13 protein-coding genes and 1 pseudogene are annotated in these 12,040 nt (G+C 61.1%); 11 read left to right on the plus strand and 3 right to left on the minus strand.

Translation table 11 applies throughout. From position 1 onward, the window contains the following. Nucleotides 1-40 precede the first annotated feature (40 nt). From bchM to ACZ1HM_RS00410, 10 genes and pseudogenes are all read left to right on the plus strand, one after another. Nucleotides 41-718 carry a magnesium protoporphyrin IX methyltransferase gene (bchM, locus tag ACZ1HM_RS00365; RefSeq protein WP_472740439.1) on the plus strand — a complete coding sequence of 226 codons (678 nt, stop codon included), beginning with the start codon at nucleotides 41-43 and terminating at the stop codon, nucleotides 716-718. Continuing rightward, nucleotides 715-2,145 carry a PucC family protein gene (locus ACZ1HM_RS00370; protein WP_472740441.1) on the plus strand — a complete coding sequence of 477 codons (1,431 nt, stop codon included), beginning with the start codon at nucleotides 715-717 and terminating at the stop codon, nucleotides 2,143-2,145. The genes bchM and ACZ1HM_RS00370 overlap by 4 nt, the downstream gene beginning before the upstream one ends. Nucleotides 2,146-2,173: 28 nt before the next feature. Then, nucleotides 2,174-2,947, plus strand: a complete 774-nt coding sequence (gene puhA, locus ACZ1HM_RS00375; protein WP_472740443.1) for a photosynthetic reaction center subunit H — start codon at nucleotides 2,174-2,176, stop codon at nucleotides 2,945-2,947. Nucleotides 2,948-3,002: 55 nt separating this feature from the next. Next, nucleotides 3,003-3,641, plus strand: coding sequence for a photosynthetic complex putative assembly protein PuhB (puhB, locus tag ACZ1HM_RS00380; RefSeq protein WP_472740445.1), 639 nt, complete (start codon nucleotides 3,003-3,005; stop codon nucleotides 3,639-3,641). Nucleotide 3,642: 1 nt separating this feature from the next. Beyond that, nucleotides 3,643-4,113, plus strand: coding sequence for a photosynthetic complex assembly protein PuhC (gene puhC, locus ACZ1HM_RS00385; RefSeq protein ID WP_472740447.1), 471 nt, complete (start codon nucleotides 3,643-3,645; stop codon nucleotides 4,111-4,113). Nucleotides 4,114-4,133: 20 nt separating this feature from the next. After that, nucleotides 4,134-4,430 (plus strand): hypothetical protein, encoded by a 297-nt coding sequence (locus ACZ1HM_RS00390; RefSeq protein ID WP_472740449.1) that lies wholly within the window; start codon nucleotides 4,134-4,136, stop codon nucleotides 4,428-4,430. Continuing rightward, a complete protein-coding gene (acsF, locus tag ACZ1HM_RS00395; protein WP_472740451.1) occupies nucleotides 4,427-5,557 on the plus strand; it encodes a magnesium-protoporphyrin IX monomethyl ester (oxidative) cyclase in 1,131 nt (376 codons plus the stop codon). The genes ACZ1HM_RS00390 and acsF overlap by 4 nt, the downstream gene beginning before the upstream one ends. Nucleotides 5,558-5,566: 9 nt before the next feature. Then, nucleotides 5,567-6,319 (plus strand): annotated as a pseudogene (gene puhE / locus ACZ1HM_RS00400) (putative photosynthetic complex assembly protein PuhE); the annotation flags it as partial. Nucleotides 6,320-6,358: 39 nt separating this feature from the next. Continuing rightward, entirely contained in the window at nucleotides 6,359-7,573 is a 1,215-nt protein-coding gene (gene hemA / locus ACZ1HM_RS00405; RefSeq protein WP_472740532.1) for a 5-aminolevulinate synthase, read from the plus strand. 119 nt (nucleotides 7,574-7,692) lie between these two features. After that, complete coding sequence (locus tag ACZ1HM_RS00410) at nucleotides 7,693-8,094, plus strand: ACT domain-containing protein (protein ID WP_472740453.1); 402 nt, start codon at nucleotides 7,693-7,695, stop codon at nucleotides 8,092-8,094. Between the two features lie 26 nt (nucleotides 8,095-8,120). Here ACZ1HM_RS00410 and ACZ1HM_RS00415 read toward each other — a convergent pair whose 3' ends face one another. Together ACZ1HM_RS00415 and hemC are read right to left on the minus strand one after the other, a co-directional pair. Next, nucleotides 8,121-8,978: an alpha/beta fold hydrolase gene (locus ACZ1HM_RS00415; protein ID WP_472740456.1), complete on the minus strand. Its 858-nt coding sequence runs from the start codon at nucleotides 8,976-8,978 to the stop codon at nucleotides 8,121-8,123. A 126-nt stretch (nucleotides 8,979-9,104) separates the two neighbouring features. After that, nucleotides 9,105-10,052, minus strand: a complete 948-nt coding sequence (hemC, locus tag ACZ1HM_RS00420) for a hydroxymethylbilane synthase (RefSeq protein ID WP_472740458.1) — start codon at nucleotides 10,050-10,052, stop codon at nucleotides 9,105-9,107. 95 nt (nucleotides 10,053-10,147) lie between these two features. Between hemC and hemE the strand changes: the two genes are divergently transcribed. Further along, nucleotides 10,148-11,182 carry a uroporphyrinogen decarboxylase gene (hemE, locus tag ACZ1HM_RS00425; RefSeq protein ID WP_472740460.1) on the plus strand — a complete coding sequence of 345 codons (1,035 nt, stop codon included), beginning with the start codon at nucleotides 10,148-10,150 and terminating at the stop codon, nucleotides 11,180-11,182. 135 nt (nucleotides 11,183-11,317) lie between these two features. Here hemE and ACZ1HM_RS00430 read toward each other — a convergent pair whose 3' ends face one another. After that, the gene (locus ACZ1HM_RS00430) at nucleotides 11,318-11,995 is read right to left on the minus strand and encodes a hypothetical protein (RefSeq protein ID WP_472740462.1); all 678 of its coding nucleotides are present in this window, start codon (nucleotides 11,993-11,995) and stop codon (nucleotides 11,318-11,320) included. Nucleotides 11,996-12,040 lie beyond the last annotated feature (45 nt).

Below are 12,040 nucleotides of genomic sequence, written 5' to 3' on the forward strand. Positions count from 1 at the left end.
GCGCCTGTTGGGCTGTCTGAGGCGCAGACCGCTGAGGGGGGTGATCTCCGACGATTATGCCAAGACCCGCAACCGGGTTGAGCATTACTTTGACCGTACCGCCACCAAAACATGGGAGCGGTTGACCTCTGACGCGCCGGTCTCTGGCATCCGCGCCACCGTGCGCGCGGGCCGCGATGCAATGCGGGCGCTGATCCTCAACCAACTGCCCACCGATCTGCGCGGCATGCGGATTTTGGATGCGGGCTGTGGCACCGGGGCCTTGGCCCATGAGCTGGCAGAGCGTGGCGCCGATGTCTTGGGCATCGACATCTCGCCTCAACTGGTTGAAATCGCGCGTAAACGCACGCCGAACATGCTGCATGACAAGCTGACGTTCCGGGCGGGCGACATGCTGGACCCAAGCCTTGGCAACTTTGACCACATCGTCGCCATGGACAGCCTGATTTACTACACCGCGCAGGACATTGCCGAGATCCTCGGGGGCCTTGCCCCGCGTGTGGCCGCCAGCATGGTCTTTACCGTCGCCCCCCGCACCCCGCTGCTGATGGCGATGTGGTATGCGGGCAAGCTGTTCCCGAAATCGGATCGTTCGCCCACGATGATCCCCCACACCGCCGCCCAGATCCGGCGCAAGCTGACAACCGGCAGCTTGAGCGACGTGCAGCGTGTGACCTCTGGCTTCTACATCTCCAACGCTTTGGAGTTCCGCCCATGATCCTGACCCGCAGCCAGATCAAGAACGCCAGCCTGCGCATGTTGCCCTTCTCAGATGCGGTCAGCGCGCAGCTCCCTCTGGGTCAGCTTTTGCGCCTGTCGCTGTTCCAGATCAGCGTTGGCATGGCCTCTGTGATGCTGTTGGGCACGCTCAACCGCGTGATGATCGTGGAGCTGGGCGTGGCCGCAACCATCGTGGCCATCATGATCGCCATCCCCGTGCTGGTCGCCCCTTTCCGGGCGCTCTTGGGGTTCAAATCAGACACCTACCGCTCTTCCATCGGGTGGAAACGCATCCCCTACCTGTGGTTCGGATCGCTGTGGCAATTTGGCGGGCTGGCCATCATGCCCATGGGCCTGTTGGTGTTATCCGGCGATCAGGTCGCAGGCCCCGAATGGGCAGGCGAAGTGGGCGCGGCGCTGGCCTTCCTGCTCACCGGCTTGGGCATGCATATGACCCAGACCGCCGGTCTGGCCCTCGCTGCTGACCGCGCCAGCGATGAAACCCGGCCGCAAGTGGTGGCGCTGCTGTATGTGATGTTCCTGGTGGGCATGGGCGTGTCCGCTGTCCTTATCGGAACATTATTGCGTGATTTCAGCGCCTTACGTCTGGTACAAGTGGTGCAAGGTGCGGCGGTTGTCACGCTGTTGCTGAACCTCGTGGCGCTGTGGAAACAAGAAAAAGTCGCCCCCATGAGCAAAGAGGAACGCGCCGCCCCGCGCCCGCAGTTCCGCGATGCCTGGGCCGATCTGACCCAAGACACCACCGCCACCCGGCTGCTGGTGGTCGTCTTTCTGGGCACCTTGGCCTTCAACATGCAGGACGTCCTGCTTGAACCTTACGGCGGCGAAATTCTGGGGCTGTCGGTCTCTGCCACCACGCTTTTGACGGCGATGTGGGCGGTGGGCGCGCTCTTGGGCTTTGGCCTGGCCGCGCGCTGGCTGAAAACCGCCATCAACCCTCACCGCATGGCGGCACGGGGGCTGCTGGCCGGGCTGATCGCCTTTTCTGCGGTCATCTTTGCCGCGCCGATGAATTCGGGCGTGCTGTTTTTTGCGGGTGCCTTTGGCATCGGCCTGGGCGGCGGGCTTTTTGCGGTGGCCACGCTCACCTCTGCGATGGCGCTGGAAACCCAAGGGACCGCTGGCAAAGGCCTGGCCCTGGGCGCTTGGGGCGCGGCACAGGCCACGGCGGCGGGGCTGTCCATCTTCATGGGCGGCGCGCTGCGCGATGTGATCAACGTCGCGGCCCAAAACGGTGCCCTGGGTGAGGCGCTGCGCTCCGCCACGACGGGCTATTCCGTCGTTTATCACATCGAGATTTGCTTGCTCTTTGCCACGCTCATCGCGCTGGGACCGTTGGTCCGGGCGCGCCCGCTCACTGAAACCCCGGCACAGCCCTTGGGCCTTGCCGATTTTCCAACCTAACCGAACCCAGCAGACCACGGAGGCTTAAATGGTAGGCGTCGAATTCTTCGGTAACTTTGATCTCGCATCAGCGGCGATCTGGTTATTCTACATCTTTTTCGCAGGGCTGATTTACTACCTGCAAACCGAAAACATGCGCGAAGGCTATCCACTAGAAACAGACGATGGCCAGCCCGCCCCAAACCAAGGCCCCTTCCCGGTGCCAAAGGACAAAACCTTTATCCTGCCCCACGGCCGGGGTGAGGTGACGGTCCCCTCAGGTCAGCACCCTGATCGCCCCGTTCTGGCGCTGCAGCGTACCTCCAAGGCCGAAGGCTCGCCTTTTGTGCCCACGGGTGATCCGATGATGGACGGCGTTGGCCCGGCCTCATGGGCGCCGCGCCGCGACGTGCCGGAACTGGATGCCCACGGCCATGCCAAGATCCAGCCGCTGTCCAAGCTGGAGGAATTCTCCGTCTCAGCCGGGCGCGACCCGCAGGGCATGCCGGTGATGACAGGGGACGGCGAAGTTGTTGGCCGCATCGTCGATATGTGGGTGGACGTGCCTGAACAGATGGTCCGCTATCTGGTCATGGACGTGAACCCCGAAGGGTCCGGCAAACACCGCCTGATCCCGATGAACTTTGCGCGGATCAAATCGAACCACGTCAAGATCCGCTCGCTTTATCAGCACAATGTGGACGGCATCCCAACCATCAAAGGGGACGCCGAAATCACGCTGCTCGAAGAGGAAAAGATCATGGCCTACTTCGGCGGCGGCACCATGTACGCCGATCCAAAGCGCGAAGAGCCTGTGATCTAACCCACCTCTGGGCCGACCAGCCATCGGCCCGGAAACCACCTTAGGGATGACTGCCATGCACCACGATGACTTCAAATTCGAACCCGTCCCCGGCCTGCCCGAAGCGCTCCCCAAAGGGGAACACATTCTGTGGCAAGGTCGGCCAAACAGCCTCCGTTTGGCAAAGGACGCGTGGAAATTGAACTGGGTGCTTGGCTATTTCCTGGTGTTGGCAGTTTGGCGCGTGGGGGTGTCCTCCACGACCCTGCCAATCGGATCAGCCCTGGCCCACGGCGTGCCCTTCCTCCTTGCTGGCATCGTAACGGGGCTGATCCTTTACGGGCTTGCCGTCGTCCAGGCGCGCAGCACCATCTACACCCTGACCAACAAACGCGTGGCTTTGCGCATCGGTGCTGCCCTGACCATGACGCTGAACCTACCTTACGTGCAGATCGCCAATGCCACCGTGCACACCCGCAAATCCGGCCATGGCACCCTCGCGTTTGAGCTGATGGGTGAGACGCGCCTGTCCTATCTGATGACCTGGCCGCACGCGCGCCCTGGCGCTTTGCCCGCACCGAGCCGGCGCTGCGGTCGATCCCGAATGTGGCCACCGTTGCGCAGATTTTCGCTGACGCCGCTGAGGCGCGCGTGGCTGAACCCAAAATCACCCGGTCCGCCCCCACGGGCGATGCGATTGCAGCGGAGTAAGTGACATGAGCCACCCCACATCCTCGCTTGCCAACCAGATGAAGATGCGCGACCGCGAAATGGTCCCCCGCATCCTTGTCATTGCGATGTTCGGCCTGATGGCCGCGTCTTTGGCCATCGTGGCCTTTGCCCGTCTCACCGATCAGCCACTGCGCGGCGTGCCCGCGCCATCGGCCATCGTGGCGGAACGGATGATCACCCTGGAAGGCACCCGCAACGACGGGGTGCGCGTCCTGGATGCCAGCGGCGCTGAGATCGCCTTTTCCCGCGAAAACCGCGCGGGCTTTATCGACGTCATCTGGGTCGGCATCAACCGCGAGCGCATGTTGCGCGGCATCGCGGGCAACCCTGCCCTCCAACTTGTGCGCCGCGAAAACGGCCACACCGCCATTATCGACCCCGCCACAAACTGGTCCATCGAACTTGTGGGCTACGGCGCGGACAATATCGCAGCTTTCGCCAGGCTGCTTGATTGAACCATGAAAGGGACACCACCATGGGACTACTGACCCGCAGCAAAGAGACGGCCCCCTGCACCGTCACCATCAGCCACAGGTTCGAAGAACTGTCGGCACATGTGAAATTCAACAACGGCGCCGTCGTCTATCCCGGCGATTCCGTCCTGGTGCACGGGGAAGAGATCATGGCCCCCTACGGTGAGGTTGTCGAAGAGACCCGCACCGCCACGATCACCCGCGCCAGCAAGCTGGAACAGCTTTGGACCCGCATGACCGGGGACTTCGAATTCATGGAACTCTGCGAATTTTCCTTCTCCGAAGAGGTGCTGTCATGAACGCCCCAACCCATTCCGCCTTTGCCAAAACCGCAGAAGAGGCGCTCGCCGCACAGGACGCGTTGGACAACGCTGTCACCACCTCCGAGGAAGCCACGCAGGTGGCGATGCAGAACACCCTGCTGACGCCGCGGTTCTACACCACCGACTTTGATGAAATGGACGCCATTGATGTGTCGCCCGTCCGCGACGAATGGGATGTTCTCATCAACGCGATGAAAGCAGATCCTAATCAGGGGCATTTCAAGAAAAACGAAGATTGGGATGATGTCGATTGGGACGGGATGGAACCTGCGCTCAAGGCCGAATTCATCGACTTCCTGATCTCGTCCTGCACGGCGGAATTCTCAGGCTGTGTGCTGTATAAAGAAATGAAGCGGCGCGGTGCGAATGAAGATATCACCACCCTGTTTCAGCTCATGGCCCGGGATGAGGCGCGGCACGCCGGTTTCATCAACGACGCTCTGCGCGAGGCGGGCATCCGTGTGAACCTTGGCTTTCTGACGCAACAGAAAAAATACACCTACTTCCGGCCCAAGTTCATCTACTATGCCACCTACCTCAGCGAAAAGATCGGCTATGCCCGCTATATCACGATCTTCCGCCATCTTGAGGCGCATCCAGAGCATCGGTTTCACCCGATTTTCAAATGGTTCCGTGAGTGGTGCAATGATGAGTTCAGCCATGGCGAAGCCTTTGCCTTGCTGATGAAAACAGACCCTAAGCTGACGGAATCCTTCACCAACAAGCTGTGGATCAAGTTCTTTTTGACGGCCGTCTATTCCACCATGTGGGTACGCGACCACCAGCGCCCCGTGTTCCATGACGCGCTTGGGGTGGACACCACCTGGTACGGCCAGGAAGTATTCCGCAAGACGTCCGAGATCTCCAAGCAGGTCTTTCCGATGACACTGGACATCGACCATCCGCGCTGGCGCAAGAACCTGGATCTGATGGAGGCCGCAAGCCGCCAGATTGATGCCGCCAAGAAACGCGGCGGTGTGGGCGGCATGATCAGCCGGGTCACCGGCATGGCCAAAGCCGCCAAGGCCTTTGTCAGCCTCTACACCATCCCCGCCATCCCAAATGAGGTGCCGGACAGCCCCCGCCTACAACCGGCCTACTAAGGAACCGCTATGTCGTCCCCCTGGACCGCAGCCTTGATCGCAGTTTTCGCCTGGTGGTTTTTCACCGGTGCGATCCTGCTGGTCGTGCGCCGCGCCGATGGGGGCGACACCGTGGCCCATGGCCGCAATGTCTTTCTGTCGATCCCGCTCTTTGCGCTGGGGGCGGCAGGCATCATCCTCTCTGCCGGGGCCCTGACCACGGCAAATGTCTATATCGCCTTCATCAGCACTCTGCTGGTCTGGGGCTGGATCGAACTGGCGTTCCTCGCTGGCGTCATCACCGGACCTGAGCGTCGCCCCTGCCCTGCGGGCCTCACCGGTCAGGCCCGTTTCGCCCGCGCCTGGCACACGGTCAGCCATCATGAGGTGCTGCTTTTGCTGGCGCTCTTGGTGATCCTGAACATCACTCGCGGCGCTGAGAACACGGTGGCCTTCTGGTCCTACCTCATCCTCTTTGTCGCGCGAATTTCTGCCAAGCTGAACCTCTTTTTCGGCGTACCGCGCATCAACACCGAATTTGTGCCCAAACCGCTGGAGCACCTCAAAAGCTATTTCCGCCAGGGCCCAATCACCCTGGCCTTCCCCTTAGGCGTGACGTTCCTGTCGATCACCGCCGCCTGTTTTGCCGAACGCATGGTATCGGCGCCCTCACCGCAGGCCCTGACCGGCTTTGCCCTTCTCACCGCGCTGGCGGCTCTCGCCACGCTTGAACATTGGTTGATGGTGGTGCCGCTGCCTGATGCCAAACTCTGGCGCTGGATGCTGCCAGAGGCCCCAGGACACTATCCAAGGACAAGACCCATGAACTTTGATGCGCTCTTTCAAGCCCAAATCGACCAATTGAAGGAAGAGGGTAACTATCGCTATTTCGCTGAGTTAGAGCGTAAATGCGGCAAGTTTCCCCGTGCCGCCAACCATGTGGACGGCGAAAAGCGGGATGTGACTGTCTGGTGCTCGAACGACTATCTGGGCATGGGCCAGAACCCTGTGGTGATCGACGCCATGTGCGAAGCGGTGCAGCGCACCGGCACCGGTGCGGGCGGCACGCGCAACATCTCTGGCACCAACCACGATCACCTGCTGCTGGAGGCCGAATTGGCCGACCTGCACGGCAAAGAAAGCGCGCTGCTCTTTACCTCTGGATACGTCTCTAACTGGGCGGCTTTGTCCTGTCTGGGTAGCCGGTTGGAGAACTGCGTGATCCTGTCGGACGCGGGCAACCATGCCTCTATGATCGAAGGCATCCGCCATTCCAAAGCGCAAAAGGTGATCTGGAAACACAACGATGTGGCCGACCTGGAGGCCAAGCTGGCCGCCCTGCCCGCCAATGTCCCTAAAATTGTCGCTTTCGAATCCGTCTATTCCATGGATGGTGACATCTGCCCGATGCGCGAAATTGTTGAGGTGGCCGAAAAATACGGTGCCATGACATACCTTGATGAGGTGCACGCCGTGGGCATGTACGGCCCACGCGGTGGCGGCGTGTCCGAACGCGAAGGCCTGGCAGACCGCATCACCCTGATCGAAGGCACGCTGGGCAAAGCCTTTGGCGTGGTCGGCGGCTATATCACCGGCTCCGCAGCCCTGTGTGATTTCATCCGCAGCTTCGCCTCCGGCTTTATCTTTACCACCGCCCTGCCCCCTGCGGTGGCAGCAGCGGCGCGGGCCTCCATCATGCATCTCAAGCAAAGCTGCGTGGAACGGGACCGCCAAAAAGAGCAGGTCGCCAAGATGCGCAAGCTGCTCGACCTCGCGGGAATTCCCCACATGATGAACGAAAGCCACATCATCCCCGTGATGATCAAAGATCCGGTCAAAACCCGGATGCTGGCCGACTACTTGATGGAGGAATGGGCGATTTACGTGCAGCCCATCAACTATCCCACCGTGCCCAAAGGGACAGAGCGTTTGCGCTTTACCCCCTCACCCCTGCACACCGATAAAGACATCGCTTATCTGGTCGACGCGCTGAGCCACTTGTGGAAACAATGCGCCATCAGTCACGCGGTGGCGTAACCCCGCAAACTGCGGGCGCGTATAGACCAAAACGTCGCCCCACGTGACCCTACCATGCGCGCCACAGTCCCCCTATGGCGCGATCACCTTTGTGGGCGCAACAAGACAGGGCAAGAACGATGGCCGGTGAGACGAACCTCGATAAATTGATCAGATCGCTGTCGGCAGAGCTTGTCGATGGGGTCTATGTCTTTGTGACGGCAGCGCCGGATCAGGTGCCCACGGGCATTGCCCCGCGCATGACTTTTCAAGAGGCAGAGGGCACAACCCTCATCATGCTGCAATCAGAGGCCACAGCACTGGGGCTGGCTTATGAATTTCCCTGCAGAATGATCACCCTCAACATCCACTCCTCCCTTGAGGCGGTGGGTTTCATGGCATGCATCGCCACGGCTTTGGCGCAGCACGACATGGGCGTGAACCCCGTTTCCGGCTTTTTCCATGACCACCTGTTTGTGCCAAACGGACGCGAGGCTGATGCCATGGCCGTCCTGCAAGACCTGTCAGAAGGCAAAGCATAGGCCCTACAAAGGCCGAAGACGCCGCTTTAGCCCAAACCCTCAATAAAGGCGCGCATGGCCCTCAGCGCGTCGCTGGGCCTGTCTGCGACCACTCCATGCCCACAATCTGCGTAGCGGTGATAGGTCACTCGGTCCGCGTCCAGCCCATCCGCGATGACATCTGAGAACACAGGTGGGGTGATCGGATCATCCTCACCCGCCATCAACAGAACCGGACAGGAAATGCGGGCAAGCGCCGGTCGGAAATCCATCGCGCCGTGCTCGGCATGCGGCCCGTTAAAGTGCAGCGCTGTTTGGTTGCGCCAAAGAATGCGGGAAAGCCAGTCTTGGGACGTGGATGCGCTGCGTTGATAGAGCGGCACACAGCGGTCGCGGTAAAGCGCCCTGCCCGCTTCTGTCGGCTGTTCCCAATACTCCCGCGCGATCTTGGCAATCTCAGGGCCGCCCAACCGTTCAAAGGCGGCATAGACGTCGGCAAAATCCACTTTCGCCGCGGTGGAGATCAACACCAGACCCGCCGCATGACCGGGATGGCGCGTGGCATATGACAGTGTGACAAACCCGCCAAAGGACGTGCCAATCACGATCGGGCGCTCAATGCCCAAGGCATCACAAAGTCCGCGCAGATCATCGCCCCATTGCGCCAGTGTCCAGTCATTGGGATCATCGCCCGCGCTGCGCCCGTTGCCCCGGTGATCATAATACACCACCTGCGCAATGTCGGTCAGCTGACCGAAGTAGGGTTTTGACACCGTGTGATCCGCCCCTGGCCCGCCATGGACCATCACCACCGTCGGCTTTTGGCGCATGGACGCGCCCTCCGGCGCCAGCCCTTCGCCATCCACATCAAAATAAAGCCGCGCGCCGTTAACTTCTGTGTACATCGCTCACCCCGCTGCGGCCTATCAGATCACAGCCAGTCGGAGGCGGCCAGCCCACGGGGAGGCCGCATCACATCACAGGTCGTCAGATTATCTCAGAAGGAACAACAAGGCATCTCTGCCCCGCCCTCAGCTGCGCCACTCAAAAAAGCCATCGCCAGCCGCAGCCAGCATCTTGCCCGCCATCTCGGTGCCAGCAGCGGCGCCATCCTCAATCGGGCAACGCACCGCGTCCTCAATCACCTCAGAGCCGTCGGGGCGCAGAACCTCACCGCGCAGCCAGATGTCGCCGCCGTCAAGCTCAGCCAGACCCGCAATCGGCGTTTCACACGACCCATCCAGTGCGGCCAGGAACGCCCGTTCAGCCGCCAGGCGCTGGCCTGTCGGGCCATCATGTATCGCCTCCAGCATTTCGGCCATGCGGCTGTCATCCGCGCGCCGCTCAATCCCGATGGCACCCTGGGCCACCGCAGGCAGCATCGTCTCCGTCTCAATCGCGGTTTTGGGCACCTCATCCATGCCCAAACGGTTCAACCCCGCCATCGCCAGGAAGGTGGCTTCGGCCACGCCATCCTCCAGCTTTTTTAGCCGGGTCTGCAGATTGCCGCGAAACTCAACCACCTCCAGATCGGGCCGCCGCAGTTTCAGCTGCGCCCGGCGCCGCAGGCTTGATGTGCCCACAACCGTGCCCGCCGCCAGCTCACCCAGGCCTGACGCACGCGGTGAGATGAACGCATCGCGCACATCCTCGCGCGGCAAATAGGTATCCAACAACAGCCCCTCTGGCTGGATCGTCGGCATGTCTTTCATCGAATGCACCGCGATGTCGATCTTGCCGGCCAGCATGTCGTCCTCAATCTCGCGGGTGAAAAGACCCTTGCCGCCGATCTCTTTCAACGGGCGGTCCAGCACCTTGTCGCCGGTGGTTTTGATCACGCAGATTTCAAAGGCCTCAAACGGCAGGTCAAACGCCTTCGCCAGCCGCTCCCGCGTTTCATAGGCCTGGGCCAAAGCAAGGGGCGACCCACGGGTGCCGATGTTCAAAGGGTTCTGCGGGGTGGGTAGATTCAGTGTCATACCTTTACGTACCCCTGTAAACTTCGCCTGACAACTCTTGTATCACGTCAGTTTACCTATCATGATGCGACAAAGACCGTAGCCAGGAAAGACCAATGCGCCAAGACAAGACAATCCTGCGGGCCCTCGCGGGGGAAACGCTGCCGACCCCACCGATTTGGATGATGCGCCAGGCCGGGCGATATTTGCCTGAATACAAGGCCACCCGTGCCGAGGCCGGCGATTTCCTGTCGCTGTGCTACAACCCCGATCTGGCCGCCGAAGTTACCTTTCAGCCGATCCGGCGCTACGGCTTTGACGCGGCCATTCTGTTTGCCGATATCCTGCTCATTCCCCAAGCGCTTGGCATGGACCTGTGGTTTGTCACCGGCGAAGGCCCACGGCTGTCCACACTGGGCTCAAAGGCCGATGTGGACGCCCTGAAACCCGCCGAGGCGGTGCATGACACGCTGAACCCCGTCTATGAAACGGTCAAGATCCTGTCCAACGGACTGCCCGATGAAACCACGCTTATCGGTTTCGCCGGTGCCCCCTGGACCGTCGCCACCTACATGATCGCTGGGCGCGGCACGCCAGACCAAGGGCCTGCTCATACGCTCAAATCCGAGAACCGTGCGGTGTTTGAGGCCATCATCGACCGCGTGACAGAGGCCACGGTTCTTTACCTGTCCGAACAGATCAAAGCCGGGGCAGAGGTGGTCAAGATCTTCGATTCTTGGGCAGGCTCGCTTCAAGGCGCTGATTTTGATGACTTTTCTCTCAAACCGATGCAGCGCATCACGGCCGAGATCAAAGCCTTGCACCCCGGCATTCCCGTCATCGCCTTCCCACGTGGTGCGGGTGAACGCTATGTCGGCGCACATGCGGCCACGGGGGCTGACTGCATCGCCCTGGACGACGGCGTGACGGCCCCCTGGGCGGCGCAGAACGTGCAAACCGGCGGCTGTGTGCAGGGCAACCTCAAATCCTCCCACATGGTCACAGGGGGCGATGCACTGGTGTCAGAAACCCGCGCAATCGTTGAGGCGTTCTCAGACGGGCCGCATATCTTTAATCTGGGCCACGGCATCACGCCGGATGCGGACCCAGAAAACGTGCAGTTGATGATTGATACCGTGCGGGGAAGCTAGGGTACTTGCCCCTCGCTGATGTGGTGGGTGCGGCCAGGTTGCTTTTGAGTTTTAGTGGAAAGATGAAGCGCGGCGGTGCGCTTTGACTTCTTCGGGGGCTGCTTGTGGTTTGCGTGGGGATTAAGGTCCTTTGCCCTAGCCGATGATCTCCAGCGTGCTGACATCGCCGTCGACCGCCTGACAGGCCCTCAGGAGCACCGCGTCCAGATGGGTTTGGACGTAGGCTGCATGAAACCGGCTGGGGGCCCGCAGCGTCAGCCGCCCCCCTGCCCTGCCTTCGCGCACCAAGGCTTCAATCCAAGCCCCATAGCGGCCCTGGTCCTCAGCATAGAGCACCGCGCGGGCCAGCCCCCATTCTGTGGCCTCATCCACGGTTGGGGCTGTGACGATACCTTTGACCGGGAAAGGCACAACCGTCTCAGCGGGTGCCCCTTCCAGGCGCAGCGCAAAGTCGGGGCCGACCTCAGGCCAAATTGCCTTGGTGCTATCCAGAAGGCGTTCCACATCGAGGCCGTAAGTGGTCACCCGTCCCCGCGCGCCTTGTTTTTTGACCACCAGCCAGCCGAGGCCGCGTAACTTCGCAAGTTCGCGTTTGACGGTGCGTTCATTGCAAGACCACAGCCGCGCAATTTCGCGCTGGCCCATCGACAGCTCATCGCGGCCCCAGTTGTAACGCGCGGTGAGAAGTGTGATCAGCCGCAAGACCAGACGTTGGTCATGTTTGCCCAGCGACAGGGCATGTGCCCCAAGCGCTGTGATAATATCATATTTGCGTGCAGCAGCTCCCGGCCCTGCCAGCTTTGTCTGGAGCATGTCCCTGCCCTATCCATGCGCAACCGGAAAATAGTTGCTATGCCT

The sequence above is a fragment of the Sulfitobacter sp. GN1-4 genome (genome assembly GCF_055693825.1).